Annotated in this window: 22 protein-coding genes; 21 read left to right on the top strand and 1 reads right to left on the bottom strand. The window is 42.4% G+C overall.

All coding sequences use genetic code 11. The features are described 5' to 3' along the window. Positions 1-193 precede the first annotated feature (193 nt). The 9 genes from dltX (at position 194) to QZ114_RS09370 (ending at position 9,872) form a co-directional block, all read left to right on the top strand. The gene (gene dltX, locus QZ114_RS09410; RefSeq protein WP_295502584.1) at positions 194-325 is read left to right on the top strand and encodes a teichoic acid D-Ala incorporation-associated protein DltX; all 132 of its coding nucleotides are present in this window, start codon (positions 194-196) and stop codon (positions 323-325) included. A 20-nt stretch (positions 326-345) separates the two neighbouring features. Then, positions 346-1,896, top strand: coding sequence for a D-alanine--poly(phosphoribitol) ligase subunit DltA (gene dltA, locus QZ114_RS09405; protein ID WP_295502582.1), 1,551 nt, complete (start codon positions 346-348; stop codon positions 1,894-1,896). Then, entirely contained in the window at positions 1,893-3,137 is a 1,245-nt protein-coding gene (dltB, locus tag QZ114_RS09400) for a D-alanyl-lipoteichoic acid biosynthesis protein DltB (protein ID WP_295502580.1), read from the top strand. Before dltA ends, dltB begins: the two co-directional genes overlap by 4 nt. 12 nt (positions 3,138-3,149) lie before the next feature. Beyond that, positions 3,150-3,389 (top strand): D-alanine--poly(phosphoribitol) ligase subunit DltC, encoded by a 240-nt coding sequence (dltC, locus tag QZ114_RS09395; RefSeq protein WP_000351966.1) that lies wholly within the window; start codon positions 3,150-3,152, stop codon positions 3,387-3,389. Beyond that, entirely contained in the window at positions 3,382-4,650 is a 1,269-nt protein-coding gene (dltD, locus tag QZ114_RS09390) for a D-alanyl-lipoteichoic acid biosynthesis protein DltD (RefSeq protein ID WP_295502578.1), read from the top strand. Before dltC ends, dltD begins: the two co-directional genes overlap by 8 nt. Positions 4,651-5,025: 375 nt before the next feature. Continuing rightward, a complete protein-coding gene (locus tag QZ114_RS09385; RefSeq protein WP_295502576.1) occupies positions 5,026-6,204 on the top strand; it encodes an acetyl-CoA C-acetyltransferase in 1,179 nt (392 codons plus the stop codon). 219 nt (positions 6,205-6,423) lie between these two features. Beyond that, positions 6,424-9,057 carry a DNA polymerase I gene (gene polA, locus QZ114_RS09380; RefSeq protein ID WP_295502574.1) on the top strand — a complete coding sequence of 878 codons (2,634 nt, stop codon included), beginning with the start codon at positions 6,424-6,426 and terminating at the stop codon, positions 9,055-9,057. 100 nt (positions 9,058-9,157) lie between these two features. Next, positions 9,158-9,595 carry a CoA-binding protein gene (locus tag QZ114_RS09375; RefSeq protein WP_295502572.1) on the top strand — a complete coding sequence of 146 codons (438 nt, stop codon included), beginning with the start codon at positions 9,158-9,160 and terminating at the stop codon, positions 9,593-9,595. 40 nt (positions 9,596-9,635) lie between these two features. Further along, on the top strand, positions 9,636-9,872 hold the full coding sequence (locus QZ114_RS09370; protein WP_295502570.1) for a hypothetical protein: 237 nt from the start codon (positions 9,636-9,638) through the stop codon (positions 9,870-9,872). On the opposite strand, the gene QZ114_RS09365 is transcribed toward QZ114_RS09370, so the two are convergent. Beyond that, a complete protein-coding gene (locus tag QZ114_RS09365; protein WP_295502568.1) occupies positions 9,869-10,879 on the bottom strand; it encodes a YeiH family protein in 1,011 nt (336 codons plus the stop codon). The genes QZ114_RS09370 and QZ114_RS09365 overlap by 4 nt on opposite strands. A 148-nt stretch (positions 10,880-11,027) precedes the next feature. On the opposite strand from QZ114_RS09365, the gene QZ114_RS09360 reads away from it, so the two are divergent. The 12 genes from QZ114_RS09360 to purD all read left to right on the top strand — a co-directional run bounded on the left by QZ114_RS09360 (position 11,028) and on the right by purD (position 25,516). Further along, entirely contained in the window at positions 11,028-12,197 is a 1,170-nt protein-coding gene (locus QZ114_RS09360; RefSeq protein ID WP_295502566.1) for a pyridoxal phosphate-dependent aminotransferase, read from the top strand. Continuing rightward, positions 12,194-12,964 carry a DNA repair protein RecO gene (recO, locus tag QZ114_RS09355; RefSeq protein ID WP_295502564.1) on the top strand — a complete coding sequence of 257 codons (771 nt, stop codon included), beginning with the start codon at positions 12,194-12,196 and terminating at the stop codon, positions 12,962-12,964. The genes QZ114_RS09360 and recO overlap by 4 nt, the downstream gene beginning before the upstream one ends. After that, positions 12,961-13,953: a phosphate acyltransferase PlsX gene (gene plsX, locus QZ114_RS09350; protein WP_295502562.1), complete on the top strand. Its 993-nt coding sequence runs from the start codon at positions 12,961-12,963 to the stop codon at positions 13,951-13,953. Before recO ends, plsX begins: the two co-directional genes overlap by 4 nt. Before the next feature lie 5 nt (positions 13,954-13,958). Next, the gene (locus tag QZ114_RS09345) at positions 13,959-14,195 is read left to right on the top strand and encodes an acyl carrier protein (RefSeq protein WP_295502560.1); all 237 of its coding nucleotides are present in this window, start codon (positions 13,959-13,961) and stop codon (positions 14,193-14,195) included. Between the two features lie 308 nt (positions 14,196-14,503). Next, positions 14,504-15,211, top strand: coding sequence for a phosphoribosylaminoimidazolesuccinocarboxamide synthase (gene purC, locus QZ114_RS09340; RefSeq protein ID WP_295502558.1), 708 nt, complete (start codon positions 14,504-14,506; stop codon positions 15,209-15,211). A gap of 1 nt (position 15,212) precedes the next feature. Continuing rightward, positions 15,213-15,356, top strand: coding sequence for a phosphoribosylaminoimidazolesuccinocarboxamide synthase (locus tag QZ114_RS09880; protein WP_366926350.1), 144 nt, complete (start codon positions 15,213-15,215; stop codon positions 15,354-15,356). A 69-nt stretch (positions 15,357-15,425) separates the two neighbouring features. Next, positions 15,426-19,151 carry a phosphoribosylformylglycinamidine synthase gene (locus QZ114_RS09330; RefSeq protein ID WP_295502556.1) on the top strand — a complete coding sequence of 1,242 codons (3,726 nt, stop codon included), beginning with the start codon at positions 15,426-15,428 and terminating at the stop codon, positions 19,149-19,151. Positions 19,152-19,335: 184 nt separating this feature from the next. Continuing rightward, the gene (gene purF, locus QZ114_RS09325; protein WP_295502554.1) at positions 19,336-20,778 is read left to right on the top strand and encodes an amidophosphoribosyltransferase; all 1,443 of its coding nucleotides are present in this window, start codon (positions 19,336-19,338) and stop codon (positions 20,776-20,778) included. Between the two features lie 38 nt (positions 20,779-20,816). Then, positions 20,817-21,839 carry a phosphoribosylformylglycinamidine cyclo-ligase gene (gene purM, locus QZ114_RS09320; RefSeq protein ID WP_295502551.1) on the top strand — a complete coding sequence of 341 codons (1,023 nt, stop codon included), beginning with the start codon at positions 20,817-20,819 and terminating at the stop codon, positions 21,837-21,839. Further along, positions 21,836-22,381, top strand: a complete 546-nt coding sequence (purN, locus tag QZ114_RS09315) for a phosphoribosylglycinamide formyltransferase (protein ID WP_295502549.1) — start codon at positions 21,836-21,838, stop codon at positions 22,379-22,381. Before purM ends, purN begins: the two co-directional genes overlap by 4 nt. A gap of 200 nt (positions 22,382-22,581) precedes the next feature. Beyond that, the gene (gene purH, locus QZ114_RS09310) at positions 22,582-24,129 is read left to right on the top strand and encodes a bifunctional phosphoribosylaminoimidazolecarboxamide formyltransferase/IMP cyclohydrolase (protein WP_295502547.1); all 1,548 of its coding nucleotides are present in this window, start codon (positions 22,582-22,584) and stop codon (positions 24,127-24,129) included. 121 nt (positions 24,130-24,250) lie between these two features. Next, positions 24,251-25,516 (top strand): phosphoribosylamine--glycine ligase, encoded by a 1,266-nt coding sequence (purD, locus tag QZ114_RS09305; RefSeq protein ID WP_295502545.1) that lies wholly within the window; start codon positions 24,251-24,253, stop codon positions 25,514-25,516. Positions 25,517-25,581 lie beyond the last annotated feature (65 nt).

Raw genomic sequence — 25,581 nt, 5'->3', positions numbered from 1 at the left:
GAATATCTTAGGCTCTTTTTATTTAAAATATTCATAGAAAAACCGCATAATCTTTAAAATTAGCTTAAATGCAGTGAAAATGTACGGCAAACAATTGAAAAATTACCCTAAAAAATGGTACAATGGTAGAAAAATACTATAGTAAGAGTTCATCTTATTTAACAAAAAATACAGAAATGAATGGTTTTTCTTGATGAAACAGAGAAAAGAACTCTACCTCTTTCTTGGTAGGACAGCCTTGTATTTTCTTATACTTTTAGGGCTGCTTTACTTTTTTAGCTATCTTGGTCAGGGTCAGGGCAGCTTTATTTATAATGAATTTTAACTCGAAGGAGAACCCCTATTGTGTCACATAAACCAATAGCAGATATGATTGAAATCATTGAGCATTTTGCTCATATACAACCTACTTATCCTGTCTACAATATTTTGGGACGAGAGCATACTTATGGAGATTTAAAGGCAGATTCGGATAGTTTGGCTGTAGCTATTGATCAACTAGCCTTACCTGCAAAATCCCCTGTAGTTGTTTTTGGTGGTCAAGAGTATGAAATGTTAGCTACTTTCGTAGCTTTGACAAAGTCGGGGCATGCCTATATTCCAATTGATAATCATTCAGCCTTGGAGCGAGTAGCTGCTATTGTAGAAGTAGCAGAGCCAAGCTTGATTATTGCTATTTCTGACTTTCCTTTAGAGCAAACAAGTATACCAGTGCTGCATTTAGAGCAAGTCCATGAAGCTTTTGCTCAAGGTTCTAGCTATGATATCACGCATCCAGTAAAGGGTGATGATAATTACTACATTATCTTTACTTCTGGTACGACTGGTAAGCCTAAGGGAGTTCAAATTTCCCATGATAATCTTCTCAGCTTTACCAACTGGATGATTACAGATGAAGAATTTGCAACCCCTAGTCGTCCGCAAATGCTAGCTCAGCCACCTTATTCTTTTGACTTGTCTGTTATGTATTGGGCACCGACCTTGGCATTAGGTGGGACGCTTTTTGCTCTTCCTTCGACTATTACTCAGGACTTTAAGCAGCTATTTGCGGCTATCTTTTCATTGCCAATTGCTATCTGGACATCAACGCCATCTTTTGCCGACATGGCCATGCTGTCAGAAGACTTTAATAGTGAGAAAATGCCTGCGATCACCCATTTCTACTTTGATGGGGAAGAATTGACGGTTAAAACAGCTCAAAAATTACGCGAACGTTTCCCAAATGCCCGTATTATTAATGCCTATGGTCCCACAGAAGCGACAGTAGCCCTATCAGCAGTTGCTGTGACAGACGAAATGCTAGCGACTCTCAAACGCCTACCAATCGGCTATACCAAGGCTGATTCGCCAACCTTTATCATTGATGAGGAGGGCAAGAAACTGCCAAATGGCCAGCAGGGAGAAATCATCGTTTCTGGACCAGCTGTTTCAAAAGGTTATATGAACAATCCGGAAAAAACAGCGGAAGCCTTCTTTGAGTTTGAAGGGCTACCAGCTTATCACACAGGAGACGTGGGAACCATGACGGATGAGGGGTTGCTTCTCTACGGTGGACGCATGGACTTCCAGATTAAGTTCAACGGTTACCGCATAGAGTTAGAAGATGTTTCTCAAAATCTTAATAAGTCTCGTTTTATCGAATCAGCTGTTGCAGTTCCACGTTACAATAAGGATCACAAGGTACAAAATCTACTAGCCTATGTCATCTTAAAGGATGGTGTTCGCGAACAGTTTGAACGTGATATGGATATTACCAAGGCTATCAAGGAGGACTTGACAGACATCATGATGTCTTATATGATGCCTTCGAAATTTCTTTATCGAGACAGCCTACCTCTAACTCCAAATGGGAAGATTGATATCAAGGGCTTGATAAACGAGGTGAATAGCAGATGATGGAGTTTTTGAAACAGCTTCCTCATTTAGAACCATATGGGAATCCCCAGTATTTTGTGTATGTGATTGCAGCGATCTTACCGATTTTTATTGGCCTCTTTTTCAAGAAACGCTTTGCCTGGTATGAAGTGCTGGTTAGTCTTTTCTTTATCAGTACTATGCTGATAGGTGGGAAGACCAATCAATTAGCTGCTTTAGCTATCTATCTATGCTGGCAGATACTTCTTATTCTGTTTTACAAGTATTATCGAAAAAGTAAGGATAGCAAATGGGTTTTCTACCTAGTTAGTTTTCTATCCCTACTTCCGATTATCTTTGTAAAGTTCCAACCAGCTATCAATGGGACTCAGTCTTTACTAGGATTTTTGGGGATTTCTTACCTAACTTTTCGTTCGGTCGGGCTTATTATCGAACTAAGAGATGGAGTCATCGAGTCTTTGACTTTTTGGGAATTCCTCCGCTTCCTTCTCTTCATGCCAACTTTTTCTAGCGGACCGATTGATCGCTTTAAGCGTTTTAATGAAAATTATAAGCAAATCCCAGACCGAGAAGACTTGATGGATATGCTCGAAGAGGCTGTCAAGTATATCATGCTTGGTTCTCTATATAAATTTATCCTAGCACACATTTTAGGAGAGATTTTATTGCCTCCTTTGAAGAACTTGGCCTTGCAAACAGGAGGGGTCTTTAATCTTTACGCACTTGGAGTCATGTATACTTTTGGTTTAGAACTCTTCTTTGATTTTGCAGGCTACTCTATGTTTGCTCTTGCTATTTCAAATTTGATGGGCATTCGCAGTCCCGTAAACTTTAACAAACCATTTTTATCAAGAGACTTAAAAGAGTTCTGGAATCGTTGGCACATGAGTCTATCTTTTTGGTTTCGTGACTTTGTCTTTATGCGCATGGTTCTAGTGATGACCCGAAAGAAGGTCTTTAAAAATCGCAATGTGACTTCTAGCGTGGCTTACATACTCAATATGCTGATAATGGGATTCTGGCATGGTATTACTTGGTATTATATTGCTTATGGCCTTTTTCATGGATTGGGCTTGGTTATCAACGATGCCTGGATTCGAAAGAAAAAATTGCTCAATAAAGAACGGAAAAAAGCTGGGAAGGCTGCTCTACCTGAGAATAGATGGATTCAATTGTTTGGCATGGTTGTCACCTTCCATGTCGTCATGTTGTCATTCTTAATCTTTTCTGGATTTTTGAATGATCTATGGTTTAAAAAATAAAGGAAATAAAATATGGATATCAAATCAGAAGTTATCGAAATTATTGATGAGTTGTTTATGGAAGATGTTTCTGACATGATGGATGAAGATCTTTTTGATGCAGGTGTCTTGGATAGTATGGGAACGGTTGAGTTGATTGTTGAGATTGAAAACCGTTTTGATATTCGTGTCCCTGTGACAGAGTTTGGTCGCGATGACTGGAATACAGCTAATAAAATCATAGCAGGCATTGCGGAGCTGCAAAATGCTTAAGCGTCTATGGATGATCTTCGGACCGGTCTTGATAGCTGGTTTGTTGGTTTTTCTGCTCATTTTCTTTTATCCTACTGAGATGCGTCATAATCTAGGATCTGAAAAGCGTTCAGCAGTGGCTACTACTATCGGTAGTTTTAAGGAGCGAAGTCAAAAGGTCAGAGCACTATCTGATCCAAATATGCGTTTTGTTCCCTTCTTTGGCTCCAGTGAATGGCTTCGTTTTGACGGCGCTCATCCTGCAGTCTTGGCTGAGAAATACAATCGCTCCTACCGCCCCTATCTTTTAGGACAGAGGGGAGCTGCATCGCTTAACCAGTATTTTGGGATGCAACAGATGTTGCCACAGCTAGAGAATAAACAAGTTGTGTATGTTATCTCACCTCAGTGGTTCAGTAAAAACGGTTATGAGCCAGCAGCTTTCCAGGAATATTTTAATGGAGACCAGTTGACCAGTTTTCTGGAACATCAATCTGGAGATCAGGCTAGTCAATATGCAGCGACTCGCTTACTACAGCAGTTTCCCAACGTAGCTATGAAGAAACTGGTTCAGAAGTTGGCAAGTAAAGAAGAATTGTCGAATACAGACAATGAAATGATTGAATTATTGGCTCGGTTTAATGAACGCCAAGCTTCCTTTTTTGGTCAGTTTTCTGTTAGGGGCTATGCCAATTATGATAAGCATGTGGGTAGATATTTAAAAACCTTACCAGATCAGTTTTCTTATCAAGCCATAGAAGATATTGTTAAAGCAGATGCCGAAAAGAATACTTCTAATAATGATTTAGGAATAGAAAATTATTTCTATACTACTCAGATTAAAAAGGATTTGAAGAAATTAAAAGGTTCTCAGAAAACACATACCTATCTCAAGTCGCCAGAGTATAATGACTTGCAGTTGGTTTTAACCCAGTTTTCTAAATCCAAGGTAAATCCGATTTTTATCATTCCACCTGTTAATAAAAAATGGATGGACTACGCTGGTCTACGAGAGGATATGTACCAACAAACGGTGCAAAAAATTCGCCATCAATTAGAGAGTCAAGGATTTACTAATATTGCTGACTTTTCAAAAAATGGAGGAGATCCTTATTTTGTTAAGGATACCATCCATATTGGTTGGTTGGGTTGGCTTGCTTTTGACAAGGCAGTTGATCCTTTCTTGTCCAATTCAACTTCAGCTCCCGACTATCACTTAAACGATCGTTTCTTCAGTAAAGACTGGGCGACCTACGATGGGGATGTCAAGGAATTTCAATAGGTGAACGACAAAATGATTAATGATTTAACTCTAAAGGTTAGGCAATCAGTCTGATTTTTAGGGTTTTTCTTTTTCCTAATAAAAATTTTTAGTGATTCTCTATTTTTAATTTGAAGTGGAGCTCTTTTTATGTTTTAGAAATACATTGTATGAACCAAGTATTCTACTGTTAAGTTCTGATGGTAAAGTGCTCTGATTTGTGTTATAGTGAATATGCTTGAGAAATCTTTTCAAAAAGAAATAATTTTTACATTTAATAGGTGATTTATGATTGTGATTGGTCTAGTACTTTGATTGAAGAAAAATATTGAAGTAGAGAACTTTGAATGTTGACTAAGATAGATTTTTTAGAACTAAGATAATAAGGAGAAAGAGATGACAGAAGTAGTTATTGTTGCGGCAGTTCGTACCCCTATAGGGTCTTTTGGAGGAAGTTTAAAAGATATTTCTGCTGTTGATTTAGGAAGCTTGGTAATCAAGAATGCGATTGAAAGAGCTGGCTTGGAACCGGAGCAAGTTGATGAAGTAATCATGGGGAATGTTTTGGGGGCAGGTCTAGGACAAAATGTAGCCCGTCAAATGAGTATTCATGCAGGTGTACCTGTTACTGTTCCAGCATTCACAATCAATAAAGTGTGCGGGTCTGGTTTGAAAGCTGTTCAATTGGCAGTCCAAGCAGTTTTATGTGGAGATGCAGAAGTAGTTGTTGCTGGTGGCGCTGAGAATATGAGCCAAGCTCCCTATATTCTTCCAAATCAACGTTGGGGTTCTCGAATGGGAAATGCTACAGTAGTGGATACTATGCTTCGGGATGGCTTGACAGATGGATTTGAAGATTATCACATGGGGATTACAGCTGAAAATGTTGCTGAACAATATGGAATTACTCGTGAAGATCAAGACAACTTTGCCCTCAGATCTCAAAACCGTGCTCTTGAGGCAATTGAGACTGGTCGGTTTAAAGAAGAGATTATTCCAGTTGAGATTCCACAAAGACGAGGTGAGTCTCTTGTATTTGATACGGATGAATTTCCCAGAAAAGATGTTTCACTTGAAGGTCTTTCGAAACTTCGTCCAGCCTTTCAAAAAGATGGGAGTGTCACTGCTGGTAATTCTTCAGGTATCAATGATGGTGCAGCAGCAGTTGTAGTGATGAGTGCTGAAAAGGCCAAAGAATTGGGTGTCCCTGTCTTAGCAACTATCAAATCTTATGCAAGTGCAGGTTTAGATCCAAAAGTGATGGGATGTGGTCCCATTTATGCATCTCGTAAAGCACTTGAAAAAGCTGGGCTTACGGTTGCAGATCTTGATTTAGTAGAATCAAATGAAGCATTTGCTGCTCAGGCCTGTGCAGTTGCTAAAGAACTAAATCTGAACTTAGAAAAAGTGAATGTTAATGGTGGAGCTATTTCACTAGGTCACCCAATCGGAGCTTCAGGCTGCCGTATATTGGTTACCCTTCTTCATGAAATGCAAAAACGTGATGCAAAACGTGGGCTTGCAACGCTTTGTATCGGTGGAGGAATGGGAACTGCTCTTATCGTCGAGCGCTAAGAGAGCCTAGCTACTTGCTTTGTTGTTACGAGAAGCAAAAAGAAATGGGTTATAGTTAGAATGCTCTATTAAGCGGCTTAACGATTGCTTGATAGAGTATTTTTTGTTAGCTTCTACTTCATTAATTGGGAATCTAGCTATTTATTTGGAAAGATAGAAAAATAGTAGGTCTAGTTATTCTCAATGGTATTTTTGCTCGCTTTCCTTTATAATGGGAGTATGGATAAGAAAAAATTATTATTGATTGATGGCTCTTCTGTTGCTTTTCGGGCGTTTTTTGCTCTCTATCAGCAGTTGGACCGTTTTAAGAATGCGGCTGGTTTGCATACCAATGCTATCTATGGATTTCAGTTGATGTTGAGCCATTTGTTGGAGCGGGTTGAGCCAAGTCATATTTTGGTGGCATTTGATGCGGGAAAGACGACCTTCCGTACAGAGATGTATGCGGACTATAAGGGTGGTCGGGCTAAGACTCCTGATGAGTTTCGTGAGCAATTTCCTTTCATTCGTGAATTGCTGGATCATATGGGGATTCGTCATTATGAGTTAGTTCAGTATGAAGCGGATGATATCATTGGGACGCTGGATAAGCTAGCTGAGCAGGATGGTTTTGATATTACCATTGTCAGTGGGGATAAGGACTTGATTCAGCTGACGGATGAGCATACGGTGGTTGAGATTTCCAAGAAAGGTGTGGCTGAGTTTGAGGCCTTTACGCCAGATTATCTCATGGAAAAGATGGGGATCACACCGACTCAGTTTATCGATCTTAAGGCACTTATGGGGGACAAGTCGGATAATATCCCTGGTGTAACCAAGATTGGTGAAAAGACTGGCATCAAGCTTTTGTTGGATTATGGTTCGCTTGAGGGAATTTATGAAAACATTGATGGGATGAAGGCTTCTAAGATGAAGGAAAACCTTATCAATGACAAGGAGCAGGCCTTTTTGTCTAAAACACTGGCGACCATTGATACCAAGGCACCGATTGAGATTGGTTTGGAGGATTTGGTCTATAGTGGTCCAGATGTAGAGAATCTTGGTAAATTCTACGATGAGATGGGTTTTAAACAACTCAAGCAGGCTTTAAATGTGTCGTCAGCTGATGTGGCTGAGAGCTTGGACTTTACTATTGTTGACCAAATTAGTCAAGATATGCTGAGTGAAGAGTCTATCTTCCACTTTGAGCTTTTTGGTGAGAATTACCACACGGATGATTTGGTTGGTTTTGCTTGGTCTTGTGGCGATAAGCTCTATGCAACAGACAAGCTTGAGCTTTTGAAAGATTCGATTTTCAAGGATTTTCTAGAAAAAACACCTTTGAGAGTTTATGATTTTAAAAAGGCTAAAGTTCTCTTGCATCGTTTGGGTGTGGATTTGCAGGCTCCTGCCTTTGATAGCCGTTTGGCTAAATACCTCCTTTCGACTGTGGAGGACAATGAAATTGCGACTATTGCTAGTCTTTATGGTCAGACTTATTTGGTCGATGATGAAACTTTCTATGGTAAGGGTGTCAAGAGAGCCATTCCTGCACGTGAGACATTCTTGGAACATTTGGCTCGTAAGCTTGCTGTTTTGGTCGAAACAGAGCCTGTTTTGCTTGAAAAACTCAGCGAAAATGGGCAATCAGAGCTTCTTTATGATATGGAGCAACCTCTAGCCTTTGTCCTTGCTAAGATGGAAATTGCTGGGATTAAGGTTAAAAAAGAGACCTTGCTTGAGATGCAGGTTGAAAATGAGCTTGTTATTGAAAAACTCACTCAGGAGATTTATGAACTGGCTGGTGAGGAATTTAATATCAACTCGCCTAAGCAATTGGGTGTACTTCTCTTTGAAAAATTGGGGTTACCTTTAGAATACACTAAGAAAACCAAAACTGGATACTCGACTGCGGTGGATGTCTTGGAACGCCTGGCACCTATTGCCCCGATTGTTAAGAAAATCTTAGATTACCGTCAGATTGCCAAGATTCAATCTACTTATGTGATTGGCTTGCAGGACTGGATTTTAGCAGATGGCAAGATTCATACTCGTTATGTGCAGGATTTGACACAAACAGGTCGTCTGTCTAGTGTGGATCCCAACTTGCAAAATATCCCTGTGCGTTTGGAGCAAGGGCGCTTGATTAGGAAGGCTTTTGTTCCAGAATGGGAGGATAGTGTCCTTCTCAGCTCGGACTATTCTCAGATTGAATTGCGTGTTTTGGCGCATATTTCCAAGGATGAGCACCTGATTCAAGCATTTAAAGAGGGAGCGGATATCCATACTTCGACAGCTATGCGGGTATTTGGAATTGAACGCCCGGAGGATGTGACTGCAAACGATCGTCGCAATGCCAAGGCCGTTAACTTTGGAGTGGTTTATGGGATTTCAGATTTTGGTTTGTCTAATAATCTGGGCATTAGCCGTAAGGAAGCCAAAGCCTACATTGATACCTACTTTGAACGCTTCCCAGGTATTAAAAACTACATGGATGAAGTGGTGCGTGAGGCGCGTGATAAGGGCTATGTAGAGACCCTCTTCAAGCGTCGTCGTGAGTTGCCAGATATCAATTCGCGAAACTTTAATATTCGTGGTTTTGCGGAGCGGACTGCCATCAACTCTCCTATCCAGGGTTCGGCGGCAGATATTCTCAAGATTGCTATGATTCAGCTGGATAAAGCCTTGGTTGCAGGCTGTTATCAGACCAAGATGCTGTTGCAAGTGCACGATGAAATCGTCCTTGAGGTTCCTAAATCTGAATTGGCAGAGATGAAAAAATTGGTCAAACAAACCATGGAAGAAGCGATCGAGCTTAGTGTTCCTCTGATTGCAGATGAAAATGACGGGGCGACCTGGTACGAGGCTAAATAAATTTTGTTATGATGAAGAGGAGGGACAAAGCCCTCCTTTTATAGCAAAAATCTGCAAGCCTTTTCAAAATGTGCTATACTGATGAAAAAGGAGGATTTCTATGAGTCAAGAATTTATCAATCCAAGTGATGGCGTGATTCGTCAGTATTTAGCAACGAGTAAAACCCTTGCTGTGGTGGGTTTGTCTGATCGTGAGGAAACGACCAGCAATCGAGTGACTAAGGAAATGCAGGCTCGGGGTTATAAAATCATCCCAGTCAATCCCAAGGCTGCAGGTAGTGAAATCTTGGGAGAAAAGGCCTATGCAAGCTTAGCAGAGCTTCCTTTTCCTGTAGATATTGTCAATGTTTACCGCCGCAGTGAGTTTCTGCCAGATGTGGCGCGTGATTTTCTAAAAGCAGATGCCAAGATTTTCTGGGCGCAACTCGGGCTTGAAAGTTCAGAAGCAGAAGAGATCTTGCGTGCTGGGGGATGTGATGATATTGTCATGAATCGCTGTATCAAGAGAGAACATACACGCTTGATTGAGGAAGCATAAGAAAAAGGTAGCTGATGGGCTACCTTTTGTGTTATACTCAATGAAAATCAAGGAGCAAACTAGGAAACTAGCCGCAGGTTGCTCAAAACACTGTTTTGAGGTTGTAGATAGAACTGACGAAGTCAGCTCAAAACACAGTTTTGAGGTTGTGGATAGAACTGACGAAGTCAGCTCAAAACACAGTTTTGAGGTTGTGGATAGAACTGACGAAGTCAGTAACCATACCTACGGCAAGGCGACGTTGACGTGGTTTGAAGAAATTTTAGAAGGGTATTAGAAAATACCGATAAGGGTCTGCATACCAAGACTGGTGAGGATGATGGCGATCCAGCAAAGTGCTCCAAGGAGAATGGATTTGCCGCTGGATTTGACCAATCCAATGAGATTGGTTTTGAGACCGATAGCGCTCATAGCCATGACAATAAGAAATTTGGAAAATTGTTTGAGAGGGGTAAAGAAATTACTGGACACACCAAGAGAGGTCAGTAGGGTGGTTAGGAGAGATGCGAGGATAAAGTAAAGGATAAAAAGTGGGAAGACTTTTTTCAGTTGCAGACCTTGCTTATTTTTTTGCTCGCGACTTTGCCAGTAGGAGAGAAAGAGCGTGATAGGGATAATGGCCAAGGTTCGTGTGAGTTTGACAATGGTTGCAGACTCGAGGGTATTGCTTTGGTAAAGGCTGTCCCAGGCGCTAGCTGTAGCTGTTACGGAGGAAGTGTCATTGACGGCTGTTCCTGCAAAGAGGGCGAATCCTTCATTAGATAAGTGAAGCCAGGTGCCGAGGGTTGGGAAGATGAGCGCAGCCAAGACATTGAAGAAAAAGATAACGGAGATAGCTTGGGCTACTTCCTTTTCCTTGGCATGGATAACGGGTGCTGTCGCAGCAATGGCAGAACCCCCACAGATGGAAGAACCTACCCCAATCAAGGTAGCCAGTTTTGTATCTAGTGCAAAGAAACGTTGGAAAAGATAGGCTACAATCAAGGCTATTGAGATGGTGGAAAGAATAACAGGGAGCGAAGATTGCCCAACTGCGAAGACTTGCGAGATATTAAGTCCAAAGCCGAGCAAGATAACGGCATACTGGAGCAATTTTTTAGAACTAAAGGTCAATCCAGCATCCAGTTGTTTATAGGGCGAGAGAAAGGGATGGAGAAGCATGCCTATGAAAATCGCAAAGACGGATGCGCCAATCACAGGGAAGAATCCTCCTAAGTACCAAGATACGATTGAAATGAGAAGGCAGGCCAAGATGCCTGCTCCATTTTTTGATAAAAATGACATAAAAACCTCCAAGAATAATCTGTTACTATTATAGACCTGTAAGAATGAAATGTAAAATGGGAAGTAGGAAGTTATTCTTTCATGTAATTTTGCGGATAAGATGCTTTTATAGTATAATAGAGATATATTTTGCAAGTAGGAGGTATCTATGGACTTAACTAAGCGCTTTAATAAACAGTTAGATAAGATTCAAGTTTCCTTGATTCGTCAGTTTGACCAGGCTATTTCTGAGATTCCTGGGGTCTTGCGTTTGACTTTGGGAGAACCTGATTTTACAACGCCGAATCATATAAAAGAAGCAGCTAAGAAAGCTATTGACCAGAACCAATCCTACTATACTGGTATGAGTGGTTTAATAGCTTTAAGACAAGCAGCTAGCGATTTTGTCAGAGAAAAGTACCAACTAGACTATAATCCTGAAAATGAAATTTTAGTCACCATTGGGGCGACAGAGGCTTTATCTGCTACTTTGACAGCTATTTTGGAAGAAGGGGACAAGGTGCTTTTGCCAGCTCCCGCCTATCCAGGCTATGAGCCAATTGTTAATCTAGTTGGGGCTGAGATTGTAGAGATTGATACCACTGAAAATGGATTTGTTTTAACACCAGAAATGTTAGAGGCAGCCATTCTTGAGCAGGGGGATAAACTTAAGGCCGTCATCCTCAACTATCCAGCCAATCCGACAGGAATTACCTATAGTCGGGAGCAGTTGGAAGCCTTGGCAGCTGTTTTACGCAAGTATGAGATTTTTGTGGTCTGTGATGAGGTTTACTCAGAATTGACCTATACAAGCCAAGCCCATGTGTCTCTAGGAACGATGCTGAGAGATCAGGCTATTATTATCAATGGTTTATCTAAATCGCATGCCATGACAGGTTGGCGTTTGGGGCTGATTTTCGCTCCTGCGACCTTTACAGCCCAGTTGATCAAGAGTCATCAGTACTTGGTGACTGCTGCCAACACCATGGCCCAACATGCTGCGGTGGAAGCCTTGACGGCTGGTAAAAACGATGCGGAGCCGATGAAGAAGGAATATCTCCAGCGTCGGGATTATATTATTGAAAAGATGACTGCTCTTGGTTTTGAGATTATTAAACCAGACGGCGCTTTCTATATCTTTGCTAAGATTCCAGCTGGTTACAATCAAGATTCCTTTGCTTTTCTGAAGGATTTTGCTCAGAAGAAGGCTGTTGCCTTTATTCCGGGTGCTGCTTTTGGACGTTACGGGGAAGGCTATGTGCGTCTGTCTTATGCAGCTAGCATGGAGACTATCAAAGAAGCCATTAAACGACTTGAGGAGTATATGGGAGAAGCATGATTCAGTCTATCACGAGTCAAGGTTTGGTGCTCTACAATCGCAATTTTCGAGAGGATGACAAACTTGTCAAAATCTTTACAGAGCAGGCTGGCAAGAGGATGTTTTTCGTCAAACATGCAGGCCAATCTAAACTAGCCCCTGTTATTCAGCCTTTGGCACTAGCTCGTTTTCTCCTGCGAATCAATGATGATGGGCTCAGTTACATTGAGGACTATCATGAGGTTGTGACTTTTCCAAAGATTAATAGTGACCTCTTTGTCATGGCCTATGCGACCTACGTGGCAGCTCTTGCCGATGCTAGTTTGCAGGACAATCAGCAGGATGCTCCCTTGTTTGCTTTTTTGCAAAAGACTTTGGAGTTAATGGAAGCGGGCTTGGATTATCAGGTCTTGACCAATATTTTTGAAATTCAAATCTTGACTCGATTTGGAATCAGCCTCAATTTTAATGAGTGTGTCTTTTGCCATCGAGTTGGACAAGCCTTTGACTTTTCATTTAAATACGGAGCTTGTCTCTGCCCAGATCATTACCATGAAGATGAGAAACGTTGTCATCTAAATCCCAACATTCCTTATCTGCTCAATCAATTTCAAGCTATTGATTTCGAGACTTTGGAGACCATTTCGCTCAATCCTGAAATCAAGCAAGACTTACGCAAGTTTATGGATCAGATTTATGAAGAGTATGTCGGGATTCACCTAAAATCAAAGAAATTCATTGATTCCCTAGCAGACTGGGGACAATTACTAAAAGAGGAAGACAAATGAAAAAAATCGCAATAGATGCCATGGGAGGCGATTACGCACCCCAAGCCATCGTTGAGGGTGTCAATCAAGCCCTAGCTGACTTTTCAGATATTGAAGTTCAACTCTACGGAGATGAAGCTAAAATCAAGCAATATCTAACAGCTACAGAGCGCGTCAGCATCATCCATACGGAGGAGAAAATTGATTCTGATGATGAACCTACGAGAGCTATTCGGAAGAAGAAAAATGCCAGTATGATCTTGGCGGCCAAGGCTGTCAAGGATGGGGATGCGGATGCCGTTCTCTCTGCTGGGAATACAGGTGCTCTTTTAGCGGCAGGATTTTTCATCGTAGGTCGGATCAAGAATATCGACCGTCCTGGACTCATGTCAACCCTACCAACTACAGATGGAAAAGGCTTTGATATGCTAGATTTAGGCGCCAATGCTGAAAATACAGCCCAGCACCTCTATCAGTACGCTGTTCTCGGATCCTTCTATGCTAAAAATGTTCGTGGGATTACAAAGCCTCGTGTTGGCTTACTTAATAATGGAACAGAAAGTAGTAAGGGTGACCTACTCCGCAAGGAAACCTATGAATTGTTAGCTGCTGACGAGAGCTTGAACTTTATCGGAAACGTGGAAGCGCGTGATTTGATGGAGGGAGTTGCAGATGTTGTCGTCGCAGATGGTTTCACGGGAAACGCTGTTCTTAAAGCCATTGAGGGAACAGCCATGGGAATTATGGGCCTGCTTAAAACCTCTATTACTGGTGGTGGACTTCGAGCAAAACTAGGTGCACTTCTTCTCAAGGATAGTCTCAGAGGTTTGAAAAAACAGCTTAACTATTCAGATGTCGGAGGTGCGGTCTTGTTTGGTGTCAAAGCACCGGTTGTTAAGACCCACGGCTCAAGTGATGCCAAGGCTGTGTATAGTACAATTCGCCAGATTCGTACCATGCTAGAGACAGACGTAGTTGCGCAAACTGCGCGTGAATTTTCAGGAGAATAAAAGAGATGACAGAAAAAGAAATTTTTGACCGTATTGTGACCATTATCCAAGAGCGACAGGGAGAGGACTTTGTTGTGACAGAATCCTTGAGTCTGAAAGACGATTTGGATGCTGACTCAGTTGACTTGATGGAGTTTATCTTGACACTGGAAGATGAATTTAATATCGAAATCAGCGATGAGGAAATTGATCAACTGCAAAGTGTTGCTGATGTGGTACAAGTAGTAAAAAATAAAAAATAAAATAGTAGAGAGCAACATTCAAGTCATGTTGCTTTTTTGTTGTATTTTATTGAAGAATAGCTTTAATATTTCAAGTAGATATTGCTTTCAAAAAAAGGAAATATAAGTCATTTTTTCAAATTGTTAAAAATAGAATACTGTTCGCAAATTACTAGGGGTTATATAGAATTTATGAAAAAAATTCATACCTTTCGCACCTATTTATTTACAATCTATAAATCCTCCATCTATTTGTTCGCTAAAATTCTTGTGTTTTTCTCGTTTTTATGGTAAAATGTGCTCAAATAATATGAAAGGCGAACTTTGAAATGTCAAAACAACTTATATATTCGGGAAAAGCTAAAGATATCTATACAACTGAGGATGAAAATCTTATTATTTCAAGTTATAAGGATCAGGCAACTGCTTTCAATGGAGTGAAGAAAGAGCAGATTGCAGGTAAGGGAGTCTTGAATAATCAGATTTCATCTTTTATTTTTGAGAAGTTGAATGCTGCTGGCGTGGAAACTCACTTTATCGAAAGACTTTCAGATACAGAGCAACTCAATAAAAAAGTGAAGATTATTCCTTTGGAAGTTGTTCTTCGTAATTATACGGCAGGCTCATTTTCAAAACGCTTTGGAGTGGAAGAGGGTATTGCATTGGAGAATCCAATTGTCGAATTTTACTATAAAAATGATGATTTGGACGATCCTTTTATCAATGATGAGCATGTAAAATTCCTAAATATTGCAGATGAGCAACAGATTGCTTATTTGAAGGAAGAAACGCGTCGTATCAATGAACTTTTGAAAGTTTGGTTTGTTGAGATTGGTCTGAAGTTGATTGACTTTAAGTTAGAGTTTGGTTTTGATAAGGATGGCAAGATCATCTTGGCTGACGAATTTTCACCTGATAACTGCCGTTTATGGGACGCTGAGGGCAATCACATGGACAAGGATGTTTTCCGTAGGGGATTGGGTGAATTAACAGATGTCTATGAGATTGTCTGGGATAAGTTGCAGGGGTTGAAATAATCTGTTAGCAACGGAAAACCTTCGTCTCTCAAATAAAAGGACTCAGGCTGAAAAGGTCCCCCAGACCTTTTCACTCCGTAGAGGACTAGGTGAATTAACAGATGTCTATGAGATTGTTTGGGAAAAGTTGCAGGCTTTGAAATAGACTGTTATGTTTGGGTGCCTAAGGAATTGCTCCAAATATGTAAGAGCTAAAATAGAGGAATAAGAACGAATGAATAAACGTATTTTTGTTGAGAAAAAGGCTGATTTTCAGATTAAATCAGAAAGTTTGGTGAGAGAACTTCAGCATAATTTGAGTTTGTCTACCTTGAAAAATATTCGCATTGTGCAGGTTTATGATGTCTTTGATTTGGCAGATGACCTATTTGCGCGAGCAGAAAAACACATTTTCTCTGAGCAGGTGACAGACCATGTATTGGATGAAGCAACTGTACTGGCAGACCTTGCCAATTATGCTTTCTTTGCCATTGAAAGCTTGCCAGGTCAGTTTGATCAGCGTGCAGCATCTTCTCAAGAAGCTTTGCTGTTGCTAGGTAGTTCGAGTGACGTGAGGGTTAATACTGCTCAACTTTACTTAGTTAATAAAGATATTGATGCGACTGAGCTAGAAGCGGTCAAGAACTACTTGCTCAATCCAGTTGATTCTCGTTTCAAGGATATCACGACAGGGATTGCTAAGCAGGAATTTTCAGAGTCAGACAAGACCATTCCCAAATTGACTTTCTTTGAAAGCTATACGGCAGAAGACTTTGCCCGCTACAAGGCCGAGCAAGGGATGGCAATGGAAGTGGATGACTTGCTCTTTATCCAAGACTACTTTAAGTCAATCGGGCGCGTGCCAACTGAGACTGAACTCAAGGTTTTGGATACTTACTGGTCTGACCACTGTCGTCACACGACTTTTGAGACAGAGCTAAAACACATCGACTTTTCAGCTTCTAAATTCCAAAAACAATTACAAGCAACTTATGACAAGTATATTGCTATGCGTGAGGAGTTGGGGCGTTCGGAGAAACCACAAACCTTAATGGATATGGCGACTATTTTCGGTCGTTATGAGCGTGCTAATGGACGTTTGGACGATATGGAAGTGTCAGATGAAATCAATGCTTGTTCGGTCGAAATCGAAGTGGACGTTAATGGTGTGAAAGAGCCATGGCTTCTCATGTTCAAGAATGAAACCCACAACCATCCAACAGAAATTGAACCATTTGGTGGGGCTGCTACCTGTATTGGTGGAGCTATTCGTGACCCATTGTCAGGTCGTTCCTACGTTTATCAGGCAATGCGTATCTCAGGTGCGGGTGATATTACAGCACCGATTTCGGAAACGCGTGCTGGGAAATTGCCACAACAAGTCATTTCTAAGACAGCGGCTCATGGTTATTCTTCATATGGTAATCAGATTGGGCTTGCGACGACCTATGTTCGGGAGTATTTCCATCCAGGTTTCGTTGCTAAACGCATGGAGCTTGGTGCGGTTGTCGGTGCGGCTCCTAAGGGCAACGTTGTCCGTGAAAAACCGGAAGCTGGTGATGTGATTATCCTCCTTGGAGGTAAGACTGGACGTGATGGTGTCGGTGGTGCGACAGGGTCTTCTAAGGTTCAAACGGTTGAGTCTGTGGAGACTGCTGGTGCTGAGGTTCAAAAAGGGAATGCCATCGAAGAACGTAAGATTCAACGCCTTTTCCGTAATGGTGAGGTGACGCGTCTCATCAAGAAATCTAATGACTTTGGGGCAGGTGGTGTCTGTGTAGCTATCGGTGAATTGGCAGACGGTCTTGAAATCGACCTCAACAAGGTACCGCTTAAATATCAAGGTTTGAATGGTACAGAAATTGCTATCTCTGAATCTCAAGAACGGATGGCTGTTGTGGTTCGTCCTGAGGACGTAGATGCCTTTGTTGGAGAATGTAACAAAGAAAATATTGACGCCGTTGTTGTGGCGACAGTGACTGAAAAACCAAATCTAGTCATGCACTGGAATGGTGAGACAATCGTGGACTTGGAGCGTCGTTTCCTTGATACCAATGGTGTGCGCGTGGTCGTTGATGCCAAGGTTGTGGACAAGGATGTCGAACTTCCAGAAGAACGCAAAACAAGTGCAGAAAGCCTTGAAGCGGATACTCTTGCAGTCTTATCTGATCTCAATCATGCCAGTCAAAAAGGATTGCAAACGATCTTTGATTGCTCTGTTGGTCGCTCTACGGTAAACCACCCACTTGGGGGTCGTTACCAACTCACACCAACTGAGGCATCTGTGCAGAAATTACCAGTTCAACACGGTGTGACTCATACTGCATCCGTCATGGCTCAAGGATTCAACCCATATGTAGCTGAATGGTCTCCATACCACGGTGCTGCCTATGCGGTGATCGAAGCAACTGCTCGTTTGGTTGCTACTGGTGCCAACTGGTCTAAGGCTCGCTTCTCTTACCAAGAGTACTTCGAGCGTATGGATAAACAAGCAGAGCGTTTTGGTCAGCCAGTAGCAGCTCTACTCGGTTCTATTGAGGCACAAATCCAGCTCGGATTGCCATCCATCGGTGGTAAGGACTCCATGTCTGGTACTTTTGAAGAATTGACAGTACCACCTACCTTGGTTGCCTTTGGTGTGGCAACAGTAGATAGCCGTAAGGTGCTTTCGCCTGAATTTAAGACTGCTGGTGAAAATATCTACTATATTCCAGGCCAAGCACTCTCTGCAGAGATTAATTTTGACTTGATTAAGTCTAATTTTGCTCAGTTTGAAGCTCTTCAAAAGGCTCACAAAGTAACAGCAGCTTCAGCTGTTAAATACGGTGGTGTTATTGAAAGTTTGGCACTTGCTAGCTTTGGAAACCATATCGGTGCAGAGGTGACCTTGCCTGAACTTGAAACGACTTTGACAGCTCAATTGGGTGGATTTGTCTTCACTTCTCCTGAAGAAATCGCTGGAGTGGAGAAGATTGGACAAACAACAGTAGACTTTACACTAACTGTTAATGGTGTGAAGCTAGATGGACAAAAGCTTGACAGTGCTTTCCAAGGAAGACTGGAAGAAGTTTACCCAACAGAATTTACCCAAGCGAAAGAACTGGAAGAGGTTCCAGCTATCGCTTCTGAAGTAGTGATGACGGCTAAAGAAGTTGTTGAAAAACCGGTGGTCTATATCCCAGTCTTCCCAGGAACCAACTCAGAATATGACTCAGCTAAGGCTTTTGAAAAAGAAGGGGCGGAGGTTAACTTGGTGCCATTTGTGACCTTGAATGAAGAAGCCATTGTCAAGTCAGTTGAAACCATGGTTGATAATATTGGGAAAGCAAATATTCTCTTCTTTGCAGGTGGTTTCTCAGCTGCAGATGAGCCAGATGGATCCGCTAAGTTTATCGTCAACATCCTTCTCAATGAAAAAGTGCGTGCAGCCGTTGATAGCTTTATCGCTCGTGGCGGTTTGATTATCGGTATCTGTAACGGATTCCAAGCCTTGGTCAAATCAGGTCTCCTTCCATACGGAAATTTTGAAGATGCAAGCAACACTAGCCCAACTCTCTTCTACAATGATGCTAACCAGCACGTAGCTAAGATGGTAGAAACCCGTATTGCCAATACTAATTCACCTTGGCTCTCTGGTGTGAAAGTGGGAGATATCCACGCCATTCCTGTATCACATGGAGAAGGGAAATTTGTCGTGACGGCTGAGGAATTTGCTGAACTCCGTGATAATGGACAAATTTTCAGCCAATACGTTGACTTTGACGGCAAACCAAGCATGGATTCTAAATACAATCCGAACGGTTCTGTCAACGCTATCGAAGGAATTACCAGCAAAAACGGTCAGATTATTGGGAAAATGGCCCACTCAGAGCGGTATGAGGACGGTCTTTTCCAAAACATCCCAGGAAATAAAGACCAGCAGCTGTTCGCGTCAGCGGTTAAATATTTCACTGGAAAATAAGATTTGCAGTTTTTAAATAGATAATATCAATAATGAAAAAGTCAAGTAGATGTAGCTCTTGGTGCTTATAAATTGTTTGTCTTGCAAGTGAAACGAGTTTCTACTGTATCATTCTGCACTAGTACTGTTAGGAGCATTCCTCCTACTAACAGAATGATACACAAATAAAAATTAGGTATAAAAAATGACATACGAAGTAAAATCTCTTAATGAAGAATGTGGTGTTTTCGGTATTTGGGGACATCCAGATGCGGCTAAGTTGACTTATTTTGGTCTTCATAGTCTACAACACCGTGGCCAGGAGGGGGCAGGTATCCTCTCCAATGACCAAGGAAAACTAAAGCGTCATCGCGATATGGGGCTTTTATCAGAAGTCTTCAGAAATCCTGCTAATTTGGATAAATTGACTGGAACGAGTGCGATTGGACATGTGCGTTATGCGACTGCTGGCGAAGCTTCTGTAGATAATATCCAACCTTTTCTCTTTCGCTTTCATGACATGCAATTTGGTCTGGCTCATAACGGTAATTTGACCAATGCGGCCTCTCTTAAGAAAGAGTTAGAAGAAAGAGGAGCCATTTTCAGTGCGACTTCTGATTCAGAAATCTTAGCCCACTTGATTCGTCGGAGTCACAATCCTAATCTAATGGGTAAAATCAAGGAAGCACTCAGCCTTGTCAAAGGTGGCTTTGCTTATATCCTGTTGTTTGAGGATAAGTTGATTGCTGCTCTTGACCCAAATGGTTTTCGTCCTCTTTCAATCGGGAAAATGGCTAATGGAGCGGTGGTTGTTTCCTCTGAAACTTGTGCTTTTGAAGTCATTGGTGCAAAATGGATTCGCGATTTGAAACCAGGGGAAATTGTTATCGTTGATGACAATGGCATCCATTATGATAGCTATACAGATGAGACGCAATTGGCCATCTGTTCCATGGAATATATTTACTTCGCACGTCCAGATTCTAACATCCATGGAGTCAATGTCCATACAGCTCGCAAACGTATGGGTGCCCAATTGGCGCGTGAATTCAAGCACGAAGCAGACATTGTAGTGGGGGTACCCAATTCCTCACTTAGCGCAGCTATGGGATTCGCGGAAGAATCTGGTTTGCCAAATGAAATGGGTCTTATTAAGAATCAATACACCCAGCGTACCTTTATTCAACCGACTCAAGAATTGCGTGAGCAAGGGGTGCGGATGAAACTATCTGCTGTTTCAGGTGTTGTCAAAGGCAAGCGTGTGGTTATGATTGATGACTCTATTGTACGTGGGACGACCTCTCGTCGTATCGTTCAGCTCTTGAAAGAAGCGGGTGCGACTGAAGTCCACGTTGCTATTGGTAGTCCAGCGCTAGCTTACCCATGTTTTTACGGGATTGATATCCAAACCCGTCAGGAACTGATTGCGGCCAATCATACGGTTGAAGAAACTCGCCAAATAATTGGTGCGGACAGTCTAACCTATCTGTCCGTTGAAGGCTTGATTGATTCGATTGGGATTGAAACAGATGCACCAAATGGTGGCCTTTGTGTCGCTTACTTTGACGGTGATTACCCAACACCTCTCTACGACTACGAAGAAGAATATCGTCGCAGTTTAGAAGAAAAGACCAGTTTTTACAAATGAGTTACTGAGATTCTCCATAAAAGAAAAGGAAAAATAAAATGGCAAATAAAAATGCGTACGCTCAATCTGGTGTGGATGTTGAAGCGGGTTATGAAGTTGTTGAACGGATCAAAAAGCATGTGGCTCGTACAGAGCGTGCAGGGGTCATGGGAGCTCTTGGTGGATTTGGTGGCATGTTTGACCTTTCCAAGACTGGGGTTAAAGAACCTGTCTTGATTTCAGGGACTGATGGTGTCGGAACCAAGCTCATGTTGGCTATCAAATACGACAAGCACGATACTATCGGTCAAGACTGTGTGGCCATGTGTGTTAATGACATCATCGCTGCAGGTGCGGAGCCCCTCTATTTCCTCGACTATGTGGCGACTGGTAAGAATGAACCAGCTAAGCTAGAACAAGTGGTTGCTGGAGTCGCTGAAGGTTGTGTGCAGGCAGGCGCAGCCCTCATCGGTGGGGAAACGGCTGAAATGCCTGGTATGTATGGCGCAGATGATTACGATCTAGCTGGTTTTGCGGTCGGTGTGGCTGAAAAATCTCAAATCATAGACGGTTCAAAGGTGTCTGAAGGAGATGTCCTTCTCGGACTTGCTTCAAGTGGGATTCACTCAAATGGGTACTCACTTGTGCGTCGTGTATTTGCCGATTACACAGGTGAGGAAGTCCTTCCAGAATTGGAAGGCAAGAAACTCAAGGAGGTCCTTCTTGAGCCGACTCGTATCTATGTCAAGGCTGTTTTGCCCCTTATCAAGGGAGAGTTGGTCAACGGTATTGCCCACATCACAGGTGGTGGCTTTATCGAGAATGTTCCTCGCATGTTTGCAGATGACCTAGCTGCTGAGATTGAGGAGGACAAGGTTCCAGTCCTTCCTATTTTCAAGGCTCTTGAAAAATACGGTGAAATCAAACATGAAGAAATGTTTGAAATCTTTAATATGGGTGTGGGACTCATGTTGGCAGTTAGCCCTGAAAATGTAGGTCGTGTCAAGGAATTGCTGGATGAACCAGTCTATGAAATTGGTCGCATCGTCAAGAAAGAAAACGAAAGTGTCATCATCAAATGAAAAAAATAGCGGTTTTTGCCTCTGGTAATGGTTCAAATTTTCAGGTGATTGCCGAAGAATTTCCAGTGGAGTTTGTTTTCTCAGACCATCGAGATGCCTATGTGCTTGAGCGTGCAGACAAGCTCGGCATTTTATCCTATGCTTTTGAACTCAAAGAGTTTGAGAATAAAGCAGACTACGAAGCGGCCCTTGTCGAACTCTTAGAAGAGCACCAGATTGACTTGGTTTGTCTAGCAGGCTATATGAAAATCGTTGGGCCAACCTTATTGGCGGCTTATGAAGGTCGAATCATCAATATTCACCCAGCCTACCTGCCAGAATTTCCAGGAGCTCATGGGATTGAGGACGCTTGGAATGCTGGGGTGGATCAGTCTGGTGTGACCATTCACTGGGTGGATTCCGGTGTGGATACTGGAAAAGTTATCAAACAAGTTCGTGTACCACGACTAGCTGATGATACCATTGACAGTTTTGAAGCTCGGATTCATGAGGCAGAGTACAAGTTGTATCCAGAGGTTATTAGAGAATTGTTGGACAAGTAAATGAAAAAATGGTTGGAAACACTTGCCTTGATTACCCTGGTAATCATTCTACGTTTACTGGTAAATTTTTTCTTCCCAGAGATTCCCTATTGGGGGAGATTTTTACTGACAGTAATTTTGGGAGTCTTGGTAATCGTCTCCCTACACTTTATGAATCGAAAAATGCGTAGGTAGAGAGTTTGAAAATGAAAGGAAAAAAGATGACTAAACGCGCTTTAATCAGCGTCTCAGACAAAGCGGGCATTGTTGAATTTGCCCAAGAACTCAAAAAACTTGGTTGGGACATCATCTCAACAGGTGGAACCAAGGTTGCCCTTGATAATGCTGGGGTGAACACCATTGCTATCGATGATGTGACTGGTTTTCCAGAAATGATGGACGGTCGTGTCAAGACCCTCCACCCAAATATCCACGGTGGCTTACTCGCACGTCGTGATTTGGATAGCCACTTGGAAGCGGCTAAAGATAATCAAATCGAGCTTATCGACCTTGTGGTGGTCAACCTTTACCCATTCAAGGAAACCATTCTCAAACAAGACGTGACTTATGCTGACGCAGTTGAAAACATCGATATCGGTGGGCCATCTATGCTTCGTTCAGCGGCTAAAAATCATGCTAGTGTAACAGTTGTGGTAGATCCAGCTGACTATGCTGTGGTTCTTGACGAATTGTCAGCAAATGGCGAAACAACTTACGAAACTCGCCAACGTCTGGCAGCCAAAGTTTTCCGTCACACAGCTGCTTATGATGCCTTGATTGCAGAGTATTTCACAGCTCAAGTGGGCGAAAGCAAACCAGAAAAGCTCACTTTGACCTATGACCTCAAACAAGCCATGCGCTATGGAGAAAATCCTCAACAGGATGCGGACTTCTACCAAAAAGCTTTGCCAACGGCCTACTCGATTGTATCAGCCAAACAGCTCAATGGTAAAGAATTGTCCTTCAATAACATCCGCGATGCGGATGCTGCCATCCGTATCATCCGTGACTTCAAAGACCGTCCAACTGTTGTGGCTCTCAAACACATGAACCCATGTGGAATCGGTCAGGCTGATGACATCGAGACTGCTTGGGACTATGCTTATGAGTCTGATCCAGTGTCTATCTTTGGTGGAATTGTCGTCCTTAACCGTGAGGTGGATGCTGCGACAGCTGAAAAGATGCATGGTGTTTTCCTTGAAATCATTATTGCACCAAGCTATACGGATGAGGCGCTAGCCATTTTGACCAACAAAAAGAAAAACTTGCGTATCCTTGCCTTGCCATTCGACGCTCAAGATGCCAGCGAAGTGGAAGCAGAATACACAGGCGTGGTTGGTGGACTCCTCGTTCAAAACCAAGACGTGATCAAGGAAAGACCGGCTGACTGGCAAGTGGTGACCAAACGTCAACCAACTGAGACAGAAGCGACTGCCCTTGAATTCGCTTGGAAGGCTATCAAGTACGTCAAATCAAACGGTATTATCATCACTAATGACCACATGACACTGGGTGTTGGTCCAGGTCAAACCAACCGTGTGGCCTCTGTTCGTATTGCCATTGACCAAGCTAAAGACCGTCTGGACGGCGCAGTCCTTGCTTCAGATGCCTTCTTCCCATTTGCGGATAACGTGGAAGAAATCGCTAAAGCAGGTATCAAGGCTATCATCCAGCCAGGAGGCTCAGTCCGTGATCAAGAATCTATCGAAGCTGCGGATAAATACGGCTTGACCATGATCTTCACAGGTGTGAGACATTTTAGACATTAAGAACGTTAAAGGGGAGAAAACAGTTTCTTTCCTTTTTTAGTTTAAAATACCAATTGAAACAGGATTAAAGCGAACGTTTATGATATAATGTTATTAAATAATTCGCAAAAGAGGTTGAGGAATGAAACTGTTAGTTGTTGGATCGGGTGGTCGTGAACATGCGATTGCTAAGAAGTTGATTGAGTCAAAAAGCGTTGAAAAGGTTTTTGTTGCTCCTGGGAATGACGGTATGACCTTGGATGGGTTGGAATTGGTGGACATCTCTATTTCCGAACATTCTAAGCTGATTGATTTCGCAAAAGCCAACGATATTACTTGGTCCTTTATTGGGCCAGATGATGCCCTTGCTGCTGGAATCGTGGATGAGTTCAATGCTGCTGGTCTCAAAGCATTTGGTCCGACAAGATTGGCAGCGGAGCTGGAGTGGTCTAAGGATTTTGCCAAGGAAATCATGGTCAAATACGGCGTTCCGACAGCGGCCTATAAGACCTTCTCCGACTTTGAGGAGGCCAAGGCATACATCGAAGAAAAAGGCGCTCCAATCGTAATTAAAGCGGATGGATTAGCGCTTGGCAAAGGTGTTGTTGTTGCAGAAACGGTTGAGCAAGCGGTCGAAGCTGCCCACGAGATGCTTTTGGACAATAAATTCGGTGATTCAGGTGCGCGTGTTGTCATCGAAGAGTTCTTAGCTGGAGAGGAGTTCTCTCTTTTTGCCTTTGTCAATGGGGAAAAATTCTACATCATGCCAACGGCTCAGGATCACAAACGTGCTTACGACGGGGACAAGGGTCCTAACACTGGTGGGATGGGTGCCTATGCACCAGTTCCACACTTGCCACAGAGTGTAGTTGATACAGCGGTTAAGACTATTGTCAAGCCAGTTCTTGAAGGCATGATTCAGGAAGGTCGCCCTTATTTGGGTGTCCTTTATGCAGGCTTGATTCTGACAGCTGATGGACCTAAGGTCATCGAGTTTAATGCACGCTTTGGAGATCCTGAAACTCAGATTATTCTGCCTCGTTTGACATCTGACTTTGCACAAAATATCACGGATATCCTCGATGGCAAGGAGCCAAACATCACTTGGACGGATAAGGGTGTGACTCTGGGTGTGGTTGTCGCATCCAAGGGTTACCCGTTAGAATATGAAAAGGGTGTTGAATTGCCAGCCAAGACAGAAGGCGACATCATCACCTACTATGCAGGGGCTAAGTTTGCGGAAAATAGCAGAGCACTGCTCTCAAACGGTGGACGTGTCTATATGCTCGTCACCACAGCAGACACTGTCAAAGAAGCCCAAGACACCATCTACCAAGAACTCACCCAACAAAAAACAGAAGGCCTTTTTTACCGAACAGATATTGGAAACAAGGCCATAAAAGATTAACAGATATAAATTTGTCATAGTGAGCGAAAGTGAGCTAAACTAAGATAATAGTCACTAGGGAAAAT

The organism is uncultured Streptococcus sp. (assembly GCF_901875575.1).
Taxonomy (GTDB): domain Bacteria; phylum Bacillota; class Bacilli; order Lactobacillales; family Streptococcaceae; genus Streptococcus.
This window is presented reverse-complemented; position numbering and strand designations above follow the sequence as displayed.

Excerpts from the sequence above, each read along its gene's own strand:
- dltB (WP_295502580.1), top strand. The coding sequence starts at position 1,893 with ATGATGGAGTTTTTGAAACAGCTTCCTCATTTAGAACCATATGGGAAT.
- purF (WP_295502554.1), top strand. The coding sequence starts at position 19,336 with ATGACATACGAAGTAAAATCTCTTAATGAAGAATGTGGTGTTTTCGGT.
- QZ114_RS09360 (WP_295502566.1), top strand. The coding sequence starts at position 11,028 with ATGGACTTAACTAAGCGCTTTAATAAACAGTTAGATAAGATTCAAGTT.
- polA (WP_295502574.1), top strand. The coding sequence starts at position 6,424 with ATGGATAAGAAAAAATTATTATTGATTGATGGCTCTTCTGTTGCTTTT.
- purD (WP_295502545.1), top strand. The coding sequence starts at position 24,251 with ATGAAACTGTTAGTTGTTGGATCGGGTGGTCGTGAACATGCGATTGCT.
- purN (WP_295502549.1), top strand. The coding sequence starts at position 21,836 with ATGAAAAAAATAGCGGTTTTTGCCTCTGGTAATGGTTCAAATTTTCAG.
- dltC (WP_000351966.1), top strand. The coding sequence starts at position 3,150 with ATGGATATCAAATCAGAAGTTATCGAAATTATTGATGAGTTGTTTATG.
- dltD (WP_295502578.1), top strand. The coding sequence starts at position 3,382 with ATGCTTAAGCGTCTATGGATGATCTTCGGACCGGTCTTGATAGCTGGT.
- QZ114_RS09385 (WP_295502576.1), top strand. The coding sequence starts at position 5,026 with ATGACAGAAGTAGTTATTGTTGCGGCAGTTCGTACCCCTATAGGGTCT.
- plsX (WP_295502562.1), top strand. The coding sequence starts at position 12,961 with ATGAAAAAAATCGCAATAGATGCCATGGGAGGCGATTACGCACCCCAA.
- purM (WP_295502551.1), top strand. The coding sequence starts at position 20,817 with ATGGCAAATAAAAATGCGTACGCTCAATCTGGTGTGGATGTTGAAGCG.
- QZ114_RS09330 (WP_295502556.1), top strand. The coding sequence starts at position 15,426 with ATGAATAAACGTATTTTTGTTGAGAAAAAGGCTGATTTTCAGATTAAA.
- dltX (WP_295502584.1), top strand. The coding sequence starts at position 194 with ATGAAACAGAGAAAAGAACTCTACCTCTTTCTTGGTAGGACAGCCTTG.
- QZ114_RS09375 (WP_295502572.1), top strand. The coding sequence starts at position 9,158 with ATGAGTCAAGAATTTATCAATCCAAGTGATGGCGTGATTCGTCAGTAT.
- QZ114_RS09370 (WP_295502570.1), top strand. The coding sequence starts at position 9,636 with ATGAAAATCAAGGAGCAAACTAGGAAACTAGCCGCAGGTTGCTCAAAA.
- purH (WP_295502547.1), top strand. The coding sequence starts at position 22,582 with ATGACTAAACGCGCTTTAATCAGCGTCTCAGACAAAGCGGGCATTGTT.
- QZ114_RS09345 (WP_295502560.1), top strand. The coding sequence starts at position 13,959 with ATGACAGAAAAAGAAATTTTTGACCGTATTGTGACCATTATCCAAGAG.
- recO (WP_295502564.1), top strand. The coding sequence starts at position 12,194 with ATGATTCAGTCTATCACGAGTCAAGGTTTGGTGCTCTACAATCGCAAT.
- purC (WP_295502558.1), top strand. The coding sequence starts at position 14,504 with ATGTCAAAACAACTTATATATTCGGGAAAAGCTAAAGATATCTATACA.
- QZ114_RS09365 (WP_295502568.1), bottom strand. The coding sequence starts at position 10,879 with ATGTCATTTTTATCAAAAAATGGAGCAGGCATCTTGGCCTGCCTTCTC.